This window comes from Roseicella aerolata, assembly GCF_020523605.1.
Taxonomy (GTDB): domain Bacteria; phylum Pseudomonadota; class Alphaproteobacteria; order Acetobacterales; family Acetobacteraceae; genus Paracraurococcus; species Paracraurococcus aerolatus.
The window spans coordinates 33,665-53,009 of sequence record NZ_JAJAQI010000030.1; the positions used below are offsets into that span (position 1 = coordinate 33,665).

The 19,345-nt window shown below is 72.2% G+C and carries 23 protein-coding genes; 10 read left to right on the forward strand and 13 right to left on the reverse strand.

Features of this window, described 5'->3' with window-relative positions:
* The first annotated feature begins 19 nt into the window (after positions 1 to 19).
* From LHA35_RS18390 to LHA35_RS18405, 4 genes are all read left to right on the forward strand, one after another.
* On the forward strand, positions 20 to 283 hold the full coding sequence (locus LHA35_RS18390; RefSeq protein ID WP_226610738.1) for a flagellar biosynthetic protein FliO: 264 nt from the start codon (positions 20 to 22) through the stop codon (positions 281 to 283).
* Complete coding sequence (fliP, locus tag LHA35_RS18395) at positions 280 to 1,014, forward strand: flagellar type III secretion system pore protein FliP (protein ID WP_226610740.1); 735 nt, start codon at positions 280 to 282, stop codon at positions 1,012 to 1,014. Before LHA35_RS18390 ends, fliP begins: the two co-directional genes overlap by 4 nt.
* Positions 1,015 to 1,075: 61 nt before the next feature.
* Complete coding sequence (locus tag LHA35_RS18400; protein ID WP_226610742.1) at positions 1,076 to 1,444, forward strand: heavy metal-binding domain-containing protein; 369 nt, start codon at positions 1,076 to 1,078, stop codon at positions 1,442 to 1,444.
* Entirely contained in the window at positions 1,441 to 1,929 is a 489-nt protein-coding gene (locus LHA35_RS18405; protein WP_226610744.1) for an NUDIX hydrolase, read from the forward strand. Before LHA35_RS18400 ends, LHA35_RS18405 begins: the two co-directional genes overlap by 4 nt.
* 53 nt (positions 1,930 to 1,982) lie before the next feature.
* On the opposite strand, the gene speE is transcribed toward LHA35_RS18405, so the two are convergent.
* From speE to LHA35_RS18450, 9 genes are all read right to left on the reverse strand, one after another.
* Positions 1,983 to 2,852, reverse strand: a complete 870-nt coding sequence (gene speE / locus LHA35_RS18410) for a polyamine aminopropyltransferase (RefSeq protein WP_226610745.1) — start codon at positions 2,850 to 2,852, stop codon at positions 1,983 to 1,985.
* Between the two features lie 71 nt (positions 2,853 to 2,923).
* Positions 2,924 to 3,379, reverse strand: coding sequence for an adenosylmethionine decarboxylase (gene speD / locus LHA35_RS18415; protein ID WP_226610748.1), 456 nt, complete (start codon positions 3,377 to 3,379; stop codon positions 2,924 to 2,926).
* 157 nt (positions 3,380 to 3,536) lie between these two features.
* The gene (locus LHA35_RS18420; RefSeq protein WP_226610750.1) at positions 3,537 to 6,461 is read right to left on the reverse strand and encodes a hypothetical protein; all 2,925 of its coding nucleotides are present in this window, start codon (positions 6,459 to 6,461) and stop codon (positions 3,537 to 3,539) included.
* Entirely contained in the window at positions 6,461 to 7,057 is a 597-nt protein-coding gene (locus LHA35_RS18425; RefSeq protein ID WP_226610752.1) for a protein phosphatase CheZ, read from the reverse strand. The genes LHA35_RS18420 and LHA35_RS18425 overlap by 1 nt, the downstream gene beginning before the upstream one ends.
* On the reverse strand, positions 7,050 to 7,430 hold the full coding sequence (locus LHA35_RS18430; RefSeq protein ID WP_338050919.1) for a chemotaxis response regulator CheY: 381 nt from the start codon (positions 7,428 to 7,430) through the stop codon (positions 7,050 to 7,052). Before LHA35_RS18430 ends, LHA35_RS18425 begins: the two co-directional genes overlap by 8 nt.
* Positions 7,431 to 7,472: 42 nt before the next feature.
* Positions 7,473 to 8,075, reverse strand: a complete 603-nt coding sequence (locus tag LHA35_RS18435) for a MotE family protein (RefSeq protein ID WP_226610753.1) — start codon at positions 8,073 to 8,075, stop codon at positions 7,473 to 7,475.
* A 23-nt stretch (positions 8,076 to 8,098) separates the two neighbouring features.
* Positions 8,099 to 8,518 (reverse strand): DUF6468 domain-containing protein, encoded by a 420-nt coding sequence (locus LHA35_RS18440; RefSeq protein WP_226610755.1) that lies wholly within the window; start codon positions 8,516 to 8,518, stop codon positions 8,099 to 8,101.
* A gap of 4 nt (positions 8,519 to 8,522) precedes the next feature.
* Positions 8,523 to 9,590 carry a flagellar motor switch protein FliM gene (fliM, locus tag LHA35_RS18445; protein WP_226610757.1) on the reverse strand — a complete coding sequence of 356 codons (1,068 nt, stop codon included), beginning with the start codon at positions 9,588 to 9,590 and terminating at the stop codon, positions 8,523 to 8,525.
* A complete protein-coding gene (locus LHA35_RS18450; RefSeq protein ID WP_226610759.1) occupies positions 9,587 to 10,120 on the reverse strand; it encodes a flagellar basal body-associated FliL family protein in 534 nt (177 codons plus the stop codon). The genes fliM and LHA35_RS18450 overlap by 4 nt, the downstream gene beginning before the upstream one ends.
* 136 nt (positions 10,121 to 10,256) lie before the next feature.
* On the opposite strand from LHA35_RS18450, the gene flgF reads away from it, so the two are divergent.
* The 4 genes from flgF to flgH all read left to right on the forward strand — a co-directional run bounded on the left by flgF (position 10,257) and on the right by flgH (position 13,591).
* Positions 10,257 to 11,030 carry a flagellar basal-body rod protein FlgF gene (gene flgF, locus LHA35_RS18455; RefSeq protein ID WP_226610761.1) on the forward strand — a complete coding sequence of 258 codons (774 nt, stop codon included), beginning with the start codon at positions 10,257 to 10,259 and terminating at the stop codon, positions 11,028 to 11,030.
* An 89-nt stretch (positions 11,031 to 11,119) separates the two neighbouring features.
* Positions 11,120 to 11,905 carry a flagellar basal-body rod protein FlgG gene (gene flgG, locus LHA35_RS18460; protein ID WP_226610763.1) on the forward strand — a complete coding sequence of 262 codons (786 nt, stop codon included), beginning with the start codon at positions 11,120 to 11,122 and terminating at the stop codon, positions 11,903 to 11,905.
* Positions 11,906 to 11,912: 7 nt separating this feature from the next.
* On the forward strand, positions 11,913 to 12,866 hold the full coding sequence (gene flgA, locus LHA35_RS28735) for a flagellar basal body P-ring formation chaperone FlgA (RefSeq protein WP_264185636.1): 954 nt from the start codon (positions 11,913 to 11,915) through the stop codon (positions 12,864 to 12,866).
* On the forward strand, positions 12,866 to 13,591 hold the full coding sequence (gene flgH / locus LHA35_RS18475; protein WP_226610765.1) for a flagellar basal body L-ring protein FlgH: 726 nt from the start codon (positions 12,866 to 12,868) through the stop codon (positions 13,589 to 13,591). The genes flgA and flgH overlap by 1 nt, the downstream gene beginning before the upstream one ends.
* Before the next feature lie 139 nt (positions 13,592 to 13,730).
* Here flgH and LHA35_RS18480 read toward each other — a convergent pair whose 3' ends face one another.
* Entirely contained in the window at positions 13,731 to 14,177 is a 447-nt protein-coding gene (locus tag LHA35_RS18480) for a YqaA family protein (RefSeq protein WP_226610767.1), read from the reverse strand.
* A gap of 287 nt (positions 14,178 to 14,464) precedes the next feature.
* Here LHA35_RS18480 and LHA35_RS18485 point away from each other — a divergent pair, with 287 nt between their 5' ends.
* Entirely contained in the window at positions 14,465 to 14,806 is a 342-nt protein-coding gene (locus LHA35_RS18485) for a DOPA 4,5-dioxygenase family protein (protein ID WP_226610769.1), read from the forward strand.
* A 72-nt stretch (positions 14,807 to 14,878) separates the two neighbouring features.
* Here LHA35_RS18485 and LHA35_RS18490 read toward each other — a convergent pair whose 3' ends face one another.
* On the reverse strand, positions 14,879 to 16,525 hold the full coding sequence (locus LHA35_RS18490) for a flavin-containing monooxygenase (RefSeq protein ID WP_226610771.1): 1,647 nt from the start codon (positions 16,523 to 16,525) through the stop codon (positions 14,879 to 14,881).
* A 303-nt stretch (positions 16,526 to 16,828) separates the two neighbouring features.
* On the opposite strand from LHA35_RS18490, the gene trxC reads away from it, so the two are divergent.
* The gene (gene trxC / locus LHA35_RS18495) at positions 16,829 to 17,269 is read left to right on the forward strand and encodes a thioredoxin TrxC (protein WP_226610773.1); all 441 of its coding nucleotides are present in this window, start codon (positions 16,829 to 16,831) and stop codon (positions 17,267 to 17,269) included.
* 22 nt (positions 17,270 to 17,291) lie between these two features.
* Here the strand turns inward: trxC and LHA35_RS18500 are convergent, their stop codons facing one another.
* A complete protein-coding gene (locus tag LHA35_RS18500; protein WP_226610775.1) occupies positions 17,292 to 18,056 on the reverse strand; it encodes a c-type cytochrome in 765 nt (254 codons plus the stop codon).
* Positions 18,049 to 19,320 (reverse strand): sulfite dehydrogenase, encoded by a 1,272-nt coding sequence (gene soxC, locus LHA35_RS18505; RefSeq protein ID WP_226610776.1) that lies wholly within the window; start codon positions 19,318 to 19,320, stop codon positions 18,049 to 18,051. Before soxC ends, LHA35_RS18500 begins: the two co-directional genes overlap by 8 nt.
* Positions 19,321 to 19,345 lie beyond the last annotated feature (25 nt).

Consider the following 19,345-nt stretch of genomic DNA (forward strand, 5'->3'; position numbering starts at 1 on the left):
TCGGCAGGAGGCCGCCGGCTTGTTCCTCGACCCAGATCTCATCCTGAAATCGGCCGGCGCACTGGCCGCCGTGGCGCTACCGCTCTGGCTCGGCGCGAGGGCGTTCCGCGGCGGCAGGACCGGCCGCGGCGCCGGGCGGCGCCTCGCCGTCGAGGAGGTCCTGGCGCTCGATGCCCGCCGGCGGCTGCTGCTGGTGCGCTGCGACGGGCGGGAGGTGCTGCTGCTCACCGGCGGCGGCCAGGATGCGGTGATCGGCTGGCTGCCGGAGCGGCCCGCGCCATGAAGGCGGCCCTGCTTCTCCTGCTGCTGCTCGCGGCCGGCCCCGCAGCGGCACAGAGCGTCAGCATCGATCTCGGCACTGCCGGCCAACCTGGCGCCACCTCCCGGCTCGTGCTGCTGACGGCGTTGATCGGGTTGCTCTCCCTCGCCCCCTCCCTGCTGGTGATGGCCACCGCCTTCACCCGCATCATCATCGTCCTCGCCCTGCTGCGCAGCGCGATCGGGGCGCAGGGCGTGCCACCCAACCCGGCGCTGATCGGCCTCGCGCTGTTCCTCACCCTTTTCGTCATGCAGCCGGTCTTCGAGCAGAGCTGGGCGGCCGGGCTGCAACCACTGATGGAGGGCCGGACCGGCGAGCTGGAAGGCCTGGCCGCCGCGGCCGAGCCCTTCCGGCGCTTCATGGCCGCACAGGTGGCGGAGGCCGATCTGGCGCTCTTCCTCGACCTCGCGCGGCTGCCGCCGGTGCCGGAGGGCGCGCCGCCCGAGCAGATCCCCTGGCGCGCCCTGCTGCCCGCCTTCCTGGTCAGCGAGTTGAAGCGGGCCTTCGAGATCGGCTTCCTGCTCTTCCTGCCCTTCCTGGTGCTCGACATGCTGGTGGCCAGCCTGCTCATGTCGCTCGGCATGATGATGCTGCCGCCGAACGTGGTGGCGCTGCCCTTCAAGCTGATCTTCTTCGTGCTGGTGGATGGCTGGCGGCTGGTGGCGGGCGGGCTGGTGCAGGGTTTCGGCCCCTGAGGCGGCGGTTTGCTCCGCCCGTCCCATTTCCATATCCGGCTGCGGAACGGAGGAGCGCGCGATGATCCTGTCCACCACCTCGACCATCCAGGGGCGCGAGGTCGAGCGCTATCTCGGCGTCGTCTTCGGCGATTCGGTGCTCGGCGTGAATGTCTTCAAGGACCTGCTCGGGGGCCTCAGGGACATTATCGGCGGCCGTTCCGGCACTTATGAGCGAGAGCTGGGCGCGGCGCGCGACGCGGCGCTGCAGGGGCTGCTGGCGCAGGCGCAGTCGCTCGGCGCCGATGCGGTGATCGGCATCGATATCGACTATGAGGTGCTGGGCAGCAATAACGGCATGCTGATGGTGAGCGCGAGCGGCACCGCCGTAGCCCTGAAGCGGGAGGGCATCGAGCCGCCGGCCAGCCCCTGGACGCGGCCCGGCGGATGAGGCGCCCCGGCCCGCCGGACCAGGGTGACCTGTTCCCCGTGCCCGCGCGGCGGACGAGTTGCGGGGTGCTGGTGACCGATGGGCGGCACCTGCTGCTGGGACACGCCACCCGCTCGGCGCTCTGGGACATCCCGAAGGGCATCGCCGAGCCGGGGGAGGATTTCGCCGCGGCGGCCCGGCGCGAGCTGGAAGAGGAGACCGGGCTGCAGGCGCCGGCCGAGGCGCTGATCGGGCTTGGGCTCCATGCCTATCTGCGCGGCAAGGATCTGGCGCTGTACGCCTGGTGCCTGGCGGCGATGCCGGATGCGGCAGGGCTGCGCTGCCGGTCCGTGATGCGCACGCCGGAGGGGCGCTGGATCCCGGAATTCGACGCCTTCGCCGTGCTGCCCTGGGCGGAAGCCGTGGCGCGGGTCGGGCGGACTCTCGCGCGGGTGCTCGGGGAGGTGCGGGGCGGGCCGGCCTGGCCGTTCCACCCCGGGACCTGATCCGCCTGCCGGCGGGAGGCGAAGCCGCCAACCATCGCCCTGGTCAGGGCTGCTCAGCCCTTCGGCAGGTTCTCGGCGATATAGGGCGGCAGGTTGAAGGCGCCGACATGGATTTCCGGCGTCCAGTAGCGCGTCGCGCCCAGGATGCCGGCCGCCTCGGCCCGCTTGCGGATCTCCTCTACCGGCACCTTGCGCTGCGCCGCATCCTTCGAGGCCCAGCCGAGCGTCATGAAGCCGCCGACATAGGTCGGGACGGCGGCGACATAGGCCCAGATATCCGGGAAGGCCTTGCCGCGGCGGATGGAGGTCTCGCGCAACTCATCGGCCTGCATGAAGGGCACGCCGCACTGGTTCACGATCAGCCCCCGGTCCGACAGCAGGCGCGCGGCGTTCGCGTAGAACTCGTCGGTGAAGAGCACCTCGCCGACGCCGATCGGGTCCGTGCTGTCCACGATCACCACATCGAAGCTGCCGGCCGGCGCCTTGCGGACATAGTCGATGCCGTCGCCGACGATCACCTCGGCGCGCGGGTCTGTCCAGGCATCGCCGCCGATGCCCGGCATGTGCTCCTTGCACAGCCGGATCACCTCGCCGTCGATCTCGACCATCACGGCGCGCTCGACGCCCTTGTGCTGCAGCACGCGCTTCAGCACGCCGCCATCGCCCGCGCCGATGATCAGCACGCGCCGCGCCGCACCATGCGCCAGCAGCGGCACATGCGTCAGCATCTCCTGGTAGACGAACTCGTCCGCCTCGGTGATCTGCACCACGCCGTCCAGCAGCATGACGCGGCCATGCGTCTCGCTCTCGAACAGCATGATGTCCTGGAAATCGCTCTGCACCCGCGCGAGCTCGCGCTTCACCCGGAAGCGCTGGCCCCAGGCGCTGTAGAGCGTCTCATTCACCCAAGAATCGGTCGCCATGCCGGCACCCCTGAAACAGAGAGGGCGGGACCTCACGGCCCCGCCCCGGAACCTTCACGCCCGGTCTCGTGTCAGCCGACCAGGCCGCGCTTGTGCTCGGCCAGCTGCACGCGGCCGGGCAGGAACCCCTTCTTCAGCACCGGAATGGCGAGATAGGGGTTGCAGACGCCACAGACGAAGATGTCGAGCGCCGCATAGTCGCGCTCCGGCCAGGTGTGGATGGAGACATGGCTCTCCGCCAGCACCAGCACGCCGGACACGCCGCTGTTCGGGCCGAAATGGTGGAAGTGGCCGTGCAGGATCGTCGCACCTGTCGCGATCGCTGCCTCTCGCAGCACCGCATCGATATGCTCCGGGTCCGCCAGGTTGGTGGCATCCCACAGATCAATGATCAGATGCGTGCCGGCGAACTTCACGCCATCACGGCTGACAAAGTAATCCTTGGCCTCGCTCACCGAGGTTGCAGAGTTCTGGGCTTCGCTCGGGAGCTGCTCCGAGACCATCCCCAGTTGGAGTAGAGCGTCCATTTCGGGCCCCTGTTCCCACCAGTAGATGACCGGGGTGATCGGATATCGATCAGGTCAACGGCGGCGGCATATGGGGCAAGGGGGTCGGCGACGCAAGCCATTTTCTGTCCCGCTCGGCCGAAAAATTTGCCGCCCTCCCCCGCGGGGGACGCGGGACTCAGCGCGTGACCGGCGCGCCCGCCCGCAATGCCTCCAGCCGTCCGGGCAGGCTGCGGAAAAGCTGCAGCTCGCGCTGCAGCCGCGGCAGGTCGGCGAGGCCACGCAGCGGATCCGCCGTGAGCAGCGCGAAAGCCTCGGCCAGCGGTCCTTCGCCCATGCGCGCCGTCTCCGCGGCCCGCAGTGCGGCAAGCGCCGAATCCTCGCCCGCGAGCGCATGCAGCGCCGCCTGCCGCAGCAGCAGCCGGCGCTGCGGCCCCTCGAGCGGCGCGGGCGGGCGCGGCAGAGCGGCGGCAAGATGCTCGCCGAGCGCCACCGCCGCGCCTGTCCAATCGGTGGCCTCCGCCAGCAATTCCGACAGCGCCTCGCCACCCGCGGGGCCGAGCGCCCGCAGCGCCACGATCGCCTCAGCCTGCCGCCCGCGCCGCGCCTCCGCGCGCGCGCCCAGCACGGCGCGATCCTGCGCGAGGGCGGGCGGCAGCCCGTCCGCGGCGCTGTCCGCCAGCACGGCGAGTGTGGCGGCCGCATCACCCTCGGCCAGCCGCAGCGCGGCAAGACGCAGACCGAGCGCGGCGCGCGCGGCGCCTTCCGCCCGCGTCATCGCCTGTCCCAGCAGCGTGGCGGCGCGATCACCGAGATCAAGCGCCAACAGGCGTTCGGCCAGGAGTTGCACCGCGGCTTCTCCACCCGCATCGGCCGGCATCAGGTCCGGATAGGCGTCGAACAGCGCAACGGCCGCAAGCGGTGGCGATTCGGCAAGCGCCGCGAGGAAAGCGTCCCGCAGCGCCGGTTGCAGCGCCATGGCATGATCCGGCGCCATCGCCACCGTCTCCCGCAGCAGGGCGAGCGCGCCGCGCGCATCGCCCGATTCGCGCCGCAAGGCGGCGAGGCGCTGCCGCGTCTCGAGTTCCGCCGCATCGCCGCGCCAGGCGAAGAGCGCGGCTTCCAGCGCGCGGGCTGCCTGCTTCGTGTCCATCCGGCCGGCCGCGAGGCGGAGTTCCACCGCGCGCCGGATCGCCCTCGCCCGTGCCTGCCTGTCACGCCCGGCGGCGATGCGGTCATAGGCGGCGAGCGCCTCCTCCGTCCGGCCTTCCGCCTCGGCCAGGATGGCGCCAGGCAGGGCAAGCTCCTCGGCGGCAGGGCCGGCCGCCTGCAGCAGCCGGAGCAGCGCCGCGCGCTCCCCGGCCTCGGCGAGCGCCAGCGCCGCGAGCGGCAACAGCCGGGCCCGCAGCCCCGAGGGATAGGCGAGCAGCAGCGGCAGCGTGGCTGCGAAGCCGGGGCCGGCCTCCCGCCATTCGGCGCGGGCGGCGGCGAGCGCGGCGCGCCACAGGGTCGCCTCGTCGCTCTCGGGCCACTCGGCCGCCCGCAGGGCCCCGGCCTCCGACAGCCGGCCTGCCAGCAGCGCGGCGGCGGCGGCGAGCGCCGCATAGCGCGGATCGGCGGCGGCGCGCGGGTCCTCCGCGAAGCCCAGCGCCAGCATCGCCTGCGCCTCCTGCGGCAGGCCGAGCGCCAGCATCGCCTCCCCCGCGGCGCGGCGTTGTGGCATGCGGCCGAGCGGCGGGGCGCCGGCGATCCCGGCCTGCAGCGCCTGCAGGCGGGCAAGCAGTTCCGCGGGCGGCTGGGCCGGCAGGTCGAAGCTGCGCGTCATGGCCGGAGCGGCCGGCACCTGGGTGACCCCCGGGTCCAGTGCGAAGCGGGCGCCGCCGGAAGCGATAACGGCGAAGCGATCGCTGCCCGGCTGCATCGAGATCCCGTCCGAGCGGGCGAGCACGGCCGCGCCGAGCAGGGTCGGCGGCAGGTCCAGCTCCGGCAGGCGGCGGCCAAGGGGCATCGCCTCCGCCCCCTCCCGCAGGGTGCCAACCAGAAGCGGCAGGCCGGTCTCGGGATCGGTCACGGGCACTACCCGGCCGGGCGCCGCGGCGCGCAGCAGCAGGCGGGGCGGTGGTCCGGACTCGGCCTCCAGTCCGATCGCCGGGGCCGCCTGCGCCGGCTCGCCCGCGCCGGTGGGCCGGAGGGCGTCCAGCACCCAGCCGGCGTCGTCGCGCCGGGCGCGGATGCGGGCCGGGGGCGCGAGCGGCAGGCGCAGCAGCGTGGCGCCGGGCAGGGCCTCCAGGGTCAGGGCACCGAAGACCGGATCGCCGCGGAGCGGGCGGAGATCGGGTGCCTCGGCCCGATCGAAGACTGCAAGGACATCGCCACCCCGGCGCAGCAGCGCGGCCCCCGTACCGGCGGGAAACGGCAGCAGCACGGAGGCCTGGATGCCCTGGCTTGCCGCAAGCCGCGTGGCGGCAGCACCGGGCGCAGACATCGGCGGAGGCGGTGCGGGTTGACGCGCCCCCTCCGTGGCCGGGACGGGCGTCGGCCCCGCAGGCAGCGCAGCGGCGCCCATCGGCGCAGCCGGGGCATTCTCGGCAACGGACGGCGCGGGACGGGCCGGATTGGGCAGACCAGGCGGGAGGGCTGCCGCCGGTGCCTGGGCCGGCTGTGCTGCCTCCACCCGGGTCGGGCGCGCCAGGGGCCGGCCGGTCGCGGCTCCGGCGCGCGCAGCCTGGGGCGGGCGCGGCGGTGCCCCGGCCGCAACCGGCTCGGGCTTGGCCGGGGGATCCAGCAGATCCACGACCACCCGGTCCCCCAGCCGGTAATGCCGCGCGCTCGCCCCGGGCCGCAGGGTGAGACGAATGTTCCCCGCCTCCTCCGCCGCGGCCAGCACGTTCCGGGGCAGGCGACGCGGCAACTGCACCGTGCTGCCTGGCGGAAAGCGCAGCAGGACCCGCTCGCCCTGCTGCTGCAGGCTGTAGGCGGGCGGCGCCGGCCAGTCGAAGACCAACCTGCCATGGCCGGGATGGTCACCGGCACGGACCGGCACCCGTTCCGCCATGGCGAGCGCCGGCAGCAGCGCCAGCACCGCCGCCAGCGCGACCCGCATCAATCGAAGCTCGCCAGCAGCCGGTCGATATCGGCCTGGGAACTCGCCGCACTCGGCAATTGCGGTCCGTTCGCCAGCTTCTCGCCCTCCGTCCGGCCATCCGCCTGCGGCTCCGGCGCGGGCGGCGGCTCCGGCTCCCCCGGTCGGGCAAAGGCGGCGGTGGCCGCCGCGACCCGTCGCTCGATCGCCTTCAGCGCCGCCACCACCTTCCCGATGCGCTGGCCGGTGATGTCCTGGAAGCTACAGGCCTCGTAGATCCGCGTGACGGCAGAGGCGACCGTCTCGGCCGCCTCGCCGGCGAGCTTGCCCTGCAGCGCCTCCAGCCGCTCGCAGCAGTCGAGGATCTCGTTGGTCGCATCCGCGGTGTGCTCCACCACCGCGTCCAGCTCATCCGTCGCAGTCGGGATGTGGCTGTCATTGATGTCATCCACCCGCAGCGCGGCGATCTCGGACTTGGCGCGCGCCACCTCGCGCCCCAGCGCCTCCAGCTCGGCGAGCAGCGCGGCCTCGGTCACCGTCATGGCGCCGGAGAGGCTGCCGAGGACGGCGCGCACCGCCTCCTCGATCCGGTCCTGGCCGGGCACCCCGTCAGGCATGGGCCATCACCTTCTCGATCTTCTCGCGCAGGGTCTCGGCGTTGAAGGGCTTGACGATATAGTTGGAGACGCCGGCCTGCTTCGCGGCGACCACATTCTCCGTCTTGCTCTCGGCGGTGATCATGATGAAGGGCGTGTTCTTCAGCCGCGCATCAGCCCGCACCTCCTTCAGCAGGTCGAGCCCGGTCATGGGCTGCATGTTCCAGTCGCTGATGACCAGGCCGAACTGGCCGGCGCGCAGCTTCGCCAGTGCCTCCTGTCCGTCGGTCGCCTCCTCGACATTGTTGAAGTCCAGCTGCTTGAGCAGGTTGCGGATGATCCGCAGCATGGTCTTGTAGTCATCGACGATGAGGACATGGGTGGATTTGTCCATGGGCAGCCTCGGGCTTCCTCTGCCAGGGTTTCGGGTTGCGGGTCAGTCGGCGGGGCGGGCCCGGTGACGGGCCAGCTCCGCGGTGATGGTCCGGGCGCGCTCCGGCTTCATCGCGCCCAGCACCGGCGCCGCCTTGCGCTCCCCCATGCGGTCGAGGATCTGCAGCAGCACCGGCGTCTCCAGCTCGTCGAAGATCGCCGCGGCGTCGCGTGGGCGCATGCCTTCATAGAGCTTGACCATCTGTCTCCAGCCGCTCTCCTCGCGCTCGGAGAGGGTGCGGTCGAGCATCTGCAGCCGCTGCTGCAGGGCGGTCAGTTCCTCGATGCGCTGGCCAAGGCGCCGCTCCGCCGCGGCCAGCACCATCTCGCGCGCCGCCAGCGCCTGCTCCCGCGCCTCCAGCTCGCTGCGGCGGGCGCGCAGCCCCTCCAGCAGCGCACGCTCGGCCTGCTGCTCGGGTGTCGGTGCCTCCGGCGGCACCGCCTGCAGCGGGCGGGCGGGCGATGGCGACGGCGCAATGGCGGCGGCGGCAGGCCGCTGTTCGCCGCTGGCCCTCGCCGGCGCAACCAGGGCAAGCGGCGGCGGAGCATCCGTCGAGAGGAGCCCGTGCAGCTTGATGCCCAGCAGCAGCGCCATGCCGCCGAGCATGGCCGGAAGCAGTCGCGGCCGCCTCATCGCCCGGCCCTCAGCGCCCGCAGCAGGGCGCGCTCCGCCTGGCTGCGACCGGCCTCCGGGACCGGATCGGGCGGCGCCTCCTGTGCCAGGGGCCGCGCCGTCCGCACCAGCGCCTCCAGCCGGTCGGCCAGCGCCTCGGCACGCTCGACCAGGTAGCGGAGATCGTCCCGCATGGGCTCGGCCGCGGCCAGGCGTTCGGCGAGTTGCCGCCCGCCGCCCTCCGCCGCGGCCCGCAGGCGGATGGATGCGGCCTCGGCCAGCCGTGTCGCCTCGGTCAGGTTGCCGGCACTGCTCTCGAGCGCCGCGCGGTCCCGCCGCACCGCCGCCAGGCTGCGCTCGAGCCGCAGCACCAAGGGCAGCGCCAGCGCGAGCAGGAAGATGATCGCCAGTTCCAGGAGCAGCTCGGCCCAGCTCATCGGCTCAGTCCTCCGCCTGCCGGCGCAGCTCGCGCGAAATGCGCACGGCCAGCCGGTTCTCCCGCCGGCCCAGTTCCGCCTCGAAGAGCGGCACTTCCCCGCAGCGGAGCGTCACCGGCGCGCCGGGCGCGACATTCAGCGTGATGCAGTCACCCCGCTGCAGCGACATGACGCTGGCAAGTGGCATCGCCTGTTCGTCCAGCACCACATTCAGCGAGAGCTCGGTGTGCCGCAGCTCCTCGGCCAGATGCGTCTCCCAGATGCTGTCACGGCCGAATTTCTCGCCCATGAATTGCTGGAGCAGCAGCTCCCGCACCGGCTCGAGCGTGGCATAGGGCAGCAGCAGCTCCACCTTGCCGCCGCGATCCTCCATGTCGACGCGCAGGCGCGCCAGGATACAGGCGTTGGACAGGCGGGAGATGGCCACGAAGCGCGGGTTCACCTCCAGCCGCTCGAAGCGGAAGGTGGCTGGCGAGAGCGGGCTGAAGGCATCCGAGAGGTCCTGCAGCACCACGGTGATCAGGCGCTCGACCAGCGTCCGCTCGATGGTGGTATAGGGCCTGCCCTCGATGCGCATGGCCGCGGTGCCGCGACGGCCACCGAGCAGCACGTCCACCACCGAATAGATCAGTGCGGAATCAACCACCAGCAGGCCGTAATTGTCCCACTCCTCCACCTTGAAGACCGCCAGCATGGCCGGCAGCGGTACGCTGTTCAGGTAGTCCCCGAAGCGGAGGGAGACGATGCTGTCGATCGAGACCTCGACATTATCGGAGGTGAAATTGCGCAGGGAGGTCGAGAGGATGCGCACCAGCCGGTCGAAGACGATCTCCAGCATCGGCAGGCGCTCGTAGGAGACGAGGCCTGCGCTGACGATGCGCTGGATGCCGGTCTGGTCCTCCTGCTTGGCGCTGTCGCCGCCGAAGCCGAGCAGGCTGTCGATCTCCGCCTGGTTCAGGACGCGCGTGGCCTCGGGCGCCGGCGCGGCCGGGGCCGGGGCGGCCTCCTCCTGCTCCAGCGCCTCGCCCCAGGCGGCGGCGAGGTCTTCCTCCTCCTGCGGGGACGGGCTCATTGGAGCAGGATCTCCGTGAACAGCACGTCGGTGACGCGGGCGGGCGCGGCGGCCAGGCTGGCGCGGGCGATCAGCTCCTCCCGCAACCTCTGCGTGCCGGCGCTGCCGCGCAGCTCCTCGGGCCGCATCTCCCTCAAGTAAGTGGTGAAGAGATCGAGCAGGCGCGGCAAGGCGGCCTGCACCGCCGCCGCGTCCTCCGGCTTCGCCAGTTCCAGCTTGCTGCGCAGGCGGATGTAGCTGGCGCGGCGGCCGGGGGCGTTCAGATTGGCGACGATCTCCGGCATGTCGAAGAAGACCGGCGGACGGGCCGCGACGGCCGGCGCGGACTCCTCCGCTGCCGCTTCCCCGCCCCCCATGCCGAGCAGCTTGGGCAGGATGCCGGTGAACCAGAGGCCTCCGCCGATCGCGGCCAGCACGACCGGCAGCGCAAGCAGCAGCAGCTTGCGCTTGCCACCCTTGGCCGGTGCCTCCGCGCCCTCCGCCGCGACCGCCTTCTCCGACATCCGCTCCTCGCCTCTCCGGGGGTCCATCCTGCCGCGCCGGGGCTTAAGGAAGGCTTGCACCGGCAGGGGCGGCCGGGGGGTGCGGCAGATCCTGCCGCAGGCGGCAGGCTCCGCCGGCCCAGGAGCCCAGCCCCGCTGGCACGGTGCTTGCGGCAGGGGCGGCGTGACCTGGCGCCAGGAGGGCGCCGCCCCGGAGGGACGCATGGACACGCCCGGCTACGTCATCCTCTCCCGCCTCGGCGCCCAGTTGCGCGCGACGCAGGTGCTCGCACACAACCTGGCCAATGCCGACACGCCCGGCTTCCAGGCGCAGCGGCCGGTCTTCGCGCAGCATCTGCAGACGCCGCCGGACGGGCCACGCGGCGCTAGCACCGCCTACAGCATCGACCGCGCCACTTGGCGGCAGGCCACGCCCGGCCCGCTGACCACCACCGGCAATCCGCTGGATGTCGCCCTGCGCGGCGAGGGGTTCTTCGCGGTCGAGACCCCGGGCGGCGAGGAGCGCTACACCCGTGCCGGCCGCTTCGGCCTCTCGCCCGATGGGCGGCTGGTGGATGCGGAAGGCAATGCCGCGCTGGATGCGCGCGGCACACCCATCGTGATCGGCCCCGGCGACACGCGCATCGAGATCCAGGGGGACGGCACCATCCGGTCGGAGAATGGCCCGCTGGGCCAGTTGCGCGTGGTGCGCTTCGAGGCGCCGCAGAAGCTGCGCGCGGTGGGCGACCGGCTCTTCGCCGCCGAGGAGGCGCCGCAGCCGGTGGAACGCCCCGGCGTGGTGCAGGGCGCGGTGGAGGGCAGCAATGTGCGCCCGGTGCTGGAGATGGTGCGCATGACAGAGGAGGTGCGCGAGTTCCAGCTCGCCACCAGCTTCGCCGAGCGCGAGGGCGAGCGGCTGCAGACCGCCGTCGAGCGCATTCTGCGCCGCCGCGGCTGATCCGGAGGAGGCTGACCGATGCGCGCCTGGCAGACCGCGGGCCGGTCCTTCGCATTGCACCGGCGCTTCGCCGGCTTGGGAGAGTGACGATGCGTGCGCTCCAGATCGCCGGCACCGGCATGATGGCCCAGCAGACGAATGTCGAGGTCATCTCCAACAACATCGCCAATATGAGCACCACCGGCTTCAAGCGCCGGCGGGCCGAGTTCCAGGACCTGCTCTACCAGAACATCCGCCGCGTCGGCTCGCAGAGCTCGGAGAACGGCAGCATCCTGCCCTCCGGCGCGCAGATCGGCCTCGGCGTGAAGACCTCCGCCATCTACCGCATCGGCGAGCAGGGCAGCCTGCAGCAGACCGAGAACCGCTTCGACCTGGCGATCCGGGGCAACGGCTTCTTCCAGGTGCAGCTTCCCTCGGGCGAGATCGCCTATACGCGGGACGGCACCTTCGGCCTTTCGGCGGAAGGCCAGATCGTGACGGCGGAGGGCTTCCTGGTGCTGCCCGGCATCGCCATCCCGGCCGCGGCACGCGACGTCACCATCAATGCGGCGGGCGAGGTGCTGGCCAAGCTGGACGGCCAGGTGGCGCCGCAGAATGTCGGCCAGATCCAGACCGCAATCTTCGCCAATGAGGGCGGGCTGGAGGCAATGGGCGACAACCTGCTGCTGGCAACGCCGGCCTCCGGGCAGGCGCAGCTCGCGGCACCTGGGCAGCCCGGCCATGGCCAGGTGCTGCAGGGCTTCATCGAAAGCTCCAATGTCAATGTGGTGCAGGAGATCACCAGCCTGATCACCGCCCAGCGGGCCTATGAGATGAACAGCAAGGTGATCACGGCGAGCGACGAGATGCTCTCGACGCTGTCGCGGATGCGGTGAGGCGGCCATGCGCATCGCTGCCCTGCTGCTCCTCCTCGCATCCTGCCTTCCCCTGGCGGCCGCCGCGCAGGAACTGGCCGGGCCGCGACCGCTGGTGGTCGCGGCCGATCCCGTGCTGCGCCTCGGCGACATCTTCGAAGGTGCCGGGCCGCGGGCGGCACAGCCGGTCGGCGCGGCCCCGGCGCCCGGCCAACGGCTGGTGATCGAGGCGCCGCAACTCCTGGCGCTGGCGCGCGCACATGGCCTTGCCTGGCGGCCGCTCTCGGCGCAGGAGCGGGTGGTGGTGGAGCGGCCGGGCCAGGCCGTGCCGCGGGAGGAGATCCTGGCGGCGCTGCGGGCGGCACTGCTCGTCCATGGCCTCGATGCGGAGGCCGAGCTGGAACTGGGCCCGCTCACCTCGCCGATGGTCCCGCCCGGCACGCCGCCGCAACTGGCGGCCGAGGCGGCGAGCCTCGATCCGGCCAGGAGCCGCTTCGGCGCCACGCTGGTCGTCATGGCGGAGGGGATGCCGGTGCTCCGGCAGCGTGTCGCCGGGCGGGTGGTGGCCACCCTGCCGGCGGTGGTGGCGACGCGCCGGCTGGCGCTCGGCGAGGTGGTCGGGCCCGGCGATGTCCGGCTGGTCCGGCTGCGCGCCGAACGGGTGCGGCCCGGCACGGTGGAGCGGCCGGGGCAGGTGATCGGCCAGCAGCTAAGGCGGCCGATGGGCGCGGAGGCCCCATTCCTCAGCGCCGATCTCGCCCCGCCCGCGCTGGTCGAGAAGAACGCGCTGGTGACGATGGAGGTGGAGGCGCCGGGCCTCGCCCTCACCGCCCAGGGGCGGGCGCTGGAAGCGGCGCCGCGCGGTGCCCTGGTGCCGGTGATGAACCTCGCCAGCCGGACGGTGGTGGAAGGGCAGGTGATCGGGCCGGGGCGGGTGCGGGTCGCGATGGGCGCGGCGCCGCTGCGGGCGGAGGCACGGTGATGCGCGCGCTGGCCCTTCTCCTTCCGGCCCTCCTGCTCGCAGGCTGCGGGACGCTGGAGCGGCTCTCGCGGGTCGGCGGCGCGCCGGCGCTCTCGGCGGTGCAGGACCCGACGGCCGACCCGGCCTGGCGGCCGGTGGCGATGCCCATGCCGGCCGCGCAGGACCCGCCGGCGCCGGCCAACAGCCTGTGGCGGCCGGGCAGCCGCACCTTCCTGCGGGACCAGCGCGCGGCGCAGGTGGGTGACCTGATCACCGTGCTGGTCTCCATCCAGGACGAGGCGCAGTTGCAGAACCGCACCCAGCGGGCGCGCAGCGGCAGCGACAGCATGGGCATCCCGCAGGTCTTCGGCCTGCAGACCCGCTGGTTCCCGCCGCCCGCCAATGTCGAGCGGCTGGTGCAGGCGAGCGGCCAGCAGGAGACGGACGGCAACGGCACGGTGCGGCGGACGGAGACGGTGGCGCTGCGCCTGGCCGCGACCGTCACCCAGGTGCTGCCCAACGGCAACCTGGTGGTCAGCGGCAAGCAGGAGGTGCGCGTCAGCGGGGAGTTGCGGGAACTGGCGGTGCAGGGCGTGATCCGGCCGCAGGACATCGCCAGCGACAACACCATCCGCCACGACCGGCTGGCGGAGGCACGCATCGCCTATGGCGGGCGCGGTACGCTCTCGGACCTGCAGCAGCCGCGCCTCGGCTCCCAGGTGCTGGACATCCTGCTGCCGTTCTGACGAGTTGACTCACAAGGGTCCCAAGGGCCCTTCGGTCCTTGGCGGTGCGGGCATGGGGGAGGCACGGGCCTTCCCCCGGCGCCACAGCACGTGACCGGCGGCGCCCCGTCCGGCCGCGGCGCCAGGGCCCGCTCCGGCCTCAGCCGCCCGGGACCAGCCCCAGGGTCAGCAGCGCGAGGGCGATGTAGCGCCCGGCCTTGGCGATCGCGACCAGGACCAGGAGCACCCAGAGGGGCTCGCGCAGCACGCCCGCGATGACTGTCAAGGGATCCCCGATGATCGGCGCCCAGCTCAGCAGCAGCGACCAGCGGCCCCAGCGGCGGTACCAGCCCTCCGCCCGCGCCAGGGCATCCGGCTTCACCGGGAACCAGGGGCGGTCGCGCCAGCGATGGATCCAGCGGCCGAGCCCCCAATTCACCACCGAGCCCAGCACATTGCCGATGCTGGCGACCAGCACCAGCAGCCAGGCCTGCTGCTCGCCAGCCAGCAGCAGGCCGACCAGCACGGCCTCGGACTGCATCGGGACAATGGTCGCGGCGGCAAGGGCCGCCAGGAAGAGGCTGCCATAGGCCGCAAGATCGATCATTCGCGGAGGATGCCACGGAAACGACTTGCCGTCCGTGGCTGCCCCGCCCCTTCCTGCGCGACAGCAAGGCCGCATTGGCGCCCGGCCCGGATGTCCTGCCGGTCAACCCTGGCTCCTTCGGCGCCATGCCGGATGCTGGTCGCCGGGATGGAACTATCGACGGCGCCCCTGGGCTGCGGATCGCTGCCGCCCCCCGCAAGGCGCCGCCAGATCACGAGAAGCTGGCCGACCGGCTCGCGGCCAGCCCCTGACTTGACCGCCTGCCCGCCCGATCCGACCTTCCTTCCATGGATCTTCCCATCAGCGGCTGGCACGCGCACGTCTATTACGAGCCCACCGCGACCCGCGCGGCGGCCGAGGCAGTGCGCGCAGGCATTGCCGAAACCTTCCCGGCGGCGGTGCTCGGCCGCTGGCACGACCAGCCGGTCGGGCCGCATACCGCCGCCATGTACCAAGTGGCCTTCGCCCCGGCGCTCTTCGCCGGGCTGGTGCCCTGGCTGGCGCTGAACCGCGGGGATCTCTCGGTGCTGGTGCACCCGGAAACGGGGCGGCAGCGGGCCGACCATGTCCGGCACGCCCTCTGGCTCGGCCCCCCGCTGCCGCTGAAGGCCGAGATCCTGCCGGAGTAGCGCGGAGCGGGCACCGGCCTTCCCGTCCCGGACAGACCAAGGCGCGGCGGACGGAGATGCCGCCCCCCCCGTTCAGGACAGGGTCATGCCGGCATAGCCCTGCGCCGCCACCGCTTCGCAGCGCGCCCGGTACTGCGGCGCCCCGCCCTGATATTGCAGGATGCGGCGCACATCCTTGCCCTCGACATTGCGGTTGATGCCGGTCGCCCAGGAATCGATCTGGGTGTAGAGCATGCCCGCGGCGAGTTCCTCGATATGGCGGGACCACTCGGCTTCGGCCTCCGGCGTCGCCTCCACCCGGGTGATGCCCCGCTCCGTCGCGTGCCGCAGCAGGTCCGTCGCCCAGTCCACATTCTGCTCGATGCAGCGCGGGATGTTGCAGCGCGTCGAGGCATTGTGCGGCCCGACGATGGTCAGCATGTTGGGAAAACCCGCCGACATCAGGCCGAGATAGGTCTTCGGCCCGTCCTTCCAGTGGTCCTTCAGCCGCTCGCCGCCCGTGCCGCGGAACTCGATCCGGTCGAAGGCGCCGGTGATGGCATCGAAGCCGGTCGCGTAGATGATCATGTCGAAGTCGTATTCGGCATCGCTGGTCCGGATGCCGGTCCCGGTGATCCGCTCGATCGGCGTCTCCCGCGTGTCCACCAGGCGGACATGCGGCAGGTTGAAGGCCTCGTAGTAGCGGGTCTCCTGCGGCACGCGGCGGGTGCCGAAGCCGTGGCATCTCGGGATCAGCTTCTCCGCCGTCGCCGGGTCCTTCACGCGCTGCCGGATCTTGCGCGCGACGAAGTCGCTGAACAGCGCATTGGCTCTCGGATCGGTCAGGACGTCGCGGAAATTCGCCATCCAGATGCCGAAGCCCGGCTCGCCATACAGCTTCTCCCAGAAGGCCTCGCGTTCCTCCTCCGTCACCTCGAAGGTGCCGCGCGGGTCGGTGTTGTGGATGTAGCAGCCGGGTGTCGTGCGGAGCAGTTCGAACATGGCGGGGTAGTTGGCCTTGATCCTCGCCTGCTCCTCCTCCGTGATCGGACGGTTGTGCAGCGGCGTGCACCAATTGGGCGTCCGCTGGAACACGGTGAGTTGCCCGACCAGCGGCGCGATGGTCTGGATCACCTGCACGCCGGTCGCGCCGGTGCCGATGACGGCCACGCGCTTGCCGGCGAAGTCCACCGGCTCATGCGGCCAGCGATAGGTGTGGAAGGACTGCCCCTCGAAGTCATGCACCCCGGGAATGCGCGGCAGGGTATCGGCCGAGAGCGGGCCGATGCAGGTGATGAGGAAGCGGCTGCGCTGGCGCTCGCCGCTTTCCAGCGCGACCTCCCATTCCCGCTTCGCCTCGTCGAAGCTGGCTTCGGCGACGCGGCTGTTGAACCGGATGTGGCGCCGCAGGTCGAAGCGGTCCGCCACATGGTTCAGGTAGCGCAGCGTCTCCGGCTGGGCGGAGAAATGCTCGCTCCAGTTCCACTCCTGGAGCAACTGCTCGTCGAAGGCATAGCCGTAGGTATAGCTCTCGGAGTCGAAACGGGCGCCGGGATAGCGGTTCCAGTACCAGGTTCCGCCCACGCCGCTGCCGGTTTCGAAGACCTGGACCGAAAGGCCGAGTTCCCGCAGGCGGTAGAGCTGGTACATGCCGGCGATGCCGGCGCCGATGATGATGGCGTCGTGGGTGGGGACGGACCCCGTGCGGGTTTCGGCTGCCGCGGCGGCAGGGGCGGACATGCGCTTCACTCCCGGGTTTGCTTGCCGGGAAGTGTGCCGCCGGAGCGGGCGCTGGCCAAGGCCGGGCGGACCGCTTGCGGCGGGTCAAGGCAGACCGGACGCCGTGGAAGCACCATATGATGGCCCAGCCCGGTTCCGTCCCGGCCCCGCCACCACCGGGCCGGGCCGGCATGCGGAGAAGGATGTGAGCCCGATGCGCGCCGTCTGCCTGCCGGCCGTCAGGGCAGGCACCCGGGACCGGACCACCACCCCGGATCGGCCGCCGCGCGCGGACCGCGCCGCCCCAGGACAGGATAGCGAAGCATGACCGAAAGCCTGCAGGTCGTCTGCCCGGAATGCGATGCCATCAACCGGCTTCCCGCCCACCGGCTCGCGGAGCGGCCACGCTGCGGCGCCTGCAAGGCGGCGCTGTTCACGGCAGCGCCCGTGGCGCTGGGCGAGGCGCGCTTCCGCCACCACCTCCGCCACAGCGGCATCCCGCTGCTGGTGGATTTCTGGGCCTCTTGGTGCGGGCCGTGCCGCATGATGGCCCCCGCCTTCGAGCAGGCGGCGCAGGCGCTCGAGCCGCGCATGCGGTTGGTGAAGGTCTCCACCGAGGAAGCGCCCAGCCTCGCGGCCGAGCTCGGCATCCGCAGCATCCCGACGCTCGCCCTTTTCGCCGGGGGGCGGGAAGTGGCGCGTCAGGCCGGCGCCATGCCCGCCCGCACCATCATCGCCTGGGCCGAGAGCCAGGCCCCCGCCTGAAGGGCGCCGGCCCGAGGCGCCGCTATTGCGGCTCCGAGAAGCCGGAATCGGAGCCCGGCTGCACGAATTGCCGGCTGTCCATGGTGACCGTCACCGGCCGGCCCTGGCGGCACCCGCTCATGCAGGCCTCGTCCGGCGTGTCCGGCCGCGCCTCCAGCACGAATCCCTCCCGGTTCGGCATGCGGATCGCCTTCAGCTTCTCCGCATCCAGCTCGGCATCCTCCGGCAGCAGTTCGTTCAGGTGCAGCACATAGGCGGTCAGCGCGTAGACCTCCTCGTTCGAGAGCGTCATCGGCGTCGCATAGGGCATGGCGCGGCGGATATAGTCGAAGACCGGCGGCGCATAGGGCCAGTAGCTGCCGATGGTCCGCCGCGGCTGATCGGTGTTGAGGCTGCCGCGGCCGCCGATCAGCGCCGGCCAGCGCTCCAGCCCCTCCCCGAAATCGCCGTGGCAGGCGGCGCATTGCTGCACGAACAGCTCCTCGCCGTCCTTCACCGTGCCGCGGCCGGGCGGCAGCCCCTCCCCGTCGCCGCGCACATCGATGTCCCAGCCGGCGATCTCCTGCGGGCTGGCCGGGCGGCCGATGCCGGCGATGGGGCGCGGCAGCGCCTCCGCCGCGCCAGGCGGCGCCGGCCAGGCGGCGAAGGGGCCGGCGGCGCCGCCGCCTTGCGGCAGGGGGAAAGGCCGGTACAGCGCGGCGCGGTCGCCGCCGGGCTGCGCCCGCACCACGCCGCCCGCCGCCAGCGCGGCGAGGCCAAGCGCACCGAGGAGCAGCGCCTTACGCATCGATCTGGACATTGACCACCGTCCCGTCCGGCTCGACCAGCCAGGTATGGATCGCGTTCTTGTGGTAGATGCTCTCGACCCCGCGGGCCTTGCGCAGCGTGGCCATGGTCGGCTGCACCCGCCCCGTCTCGTCCATGGCGCGGGATTGCAGGAAGGCGCGCTGCCCCTCTTGCCATTCCCAGGGGATGCGGAAGCGGGTCAGTGCCTTGCCCAGCACCGGCTCCTGCAGTTGCGCCGACCGCCAGCTGTCGCCGCCATCCACCGAGACATCGACGCGCGTGATCCGCCCCACGCCGCTCCAGGCCAGGCCGGTGATCTCGACGAAGCCCGGCTTGCCGCGCAGCGGCTTCTCCGGGCAGGGGGCGGTGATGACGCTGTTGACCTCGTTGACGAAGGTGAATTTCCGCGCGCGCCCGTCCGGCATCAGATCGGTGTAGTGGCGCGTTTCCTCCCGGTGGTACCAGGGGCGGTCACCCAGTTCGATCCGGCGCAGCCACTTGATCCAGACATTGCCCTCCCAGCCCGGCACCACCAGCCGCACGGGATAGCCCTGCTGCGGCCGCACGGCCTCCCCGTTCTGGCCATAGGCGAGGATGACGTCGTCCAGCGCCTTGGCCAGCGGGATGGAGCGCGTCATCAGGCTGGCATCGCCGCCCTCGGCCAGCAGCCAGGAGGCGTTGGGCCGCAGCCCCGTCTGCGCCAGCAGGGCCTTCAGCGGCACGCCCGTCCATTCCGAGCAGGACAGCATGCCATGGGTGAACTGCACGCCCGACATCTGCGCGCCACGCCATTCCATGCCGCCATTGGCGGGGCATTCGATGAAATGGATGCGGGAGACGCTGGGCAGGCGCTTCAGGTCCTCCAGCGTGAATTGCAGCGGCCGTTCCACCAGGCCGTGGATCATCAGCCGCCAGTCCGCCGGCACCACATCCGGCACGCCGCCATGGTGCCGTTCGAAATGCAGCCCCGAGGGCGTGATGATGCCGTGCATCTCCGCCAGCGGCGTGAAGGAGACGGAGGATTGCCGGTCCTGCGTCAGCCAGGGCACGTAGCGGCGCACCGCCGTCTCGTGCCGGCTGCGCGTGCCATAGGCCTCCTCGATCACGCCGGGGCCGAGGCTCTTCGCCCATTCCGGCGTGTTGGGCGGCAGGTTCGCCGGGTTGCCCTCCGCCGCCGAGGCGGCGCCGGCGGCCAGCGTGCCCGCCGCCGCCACCTTCAGCAGGCCGCGCCGGGACGCGGTGCCTGATCGCTGCAACTCCGTCATGCGGTGCCTCGTCTCCTCCCGTCCG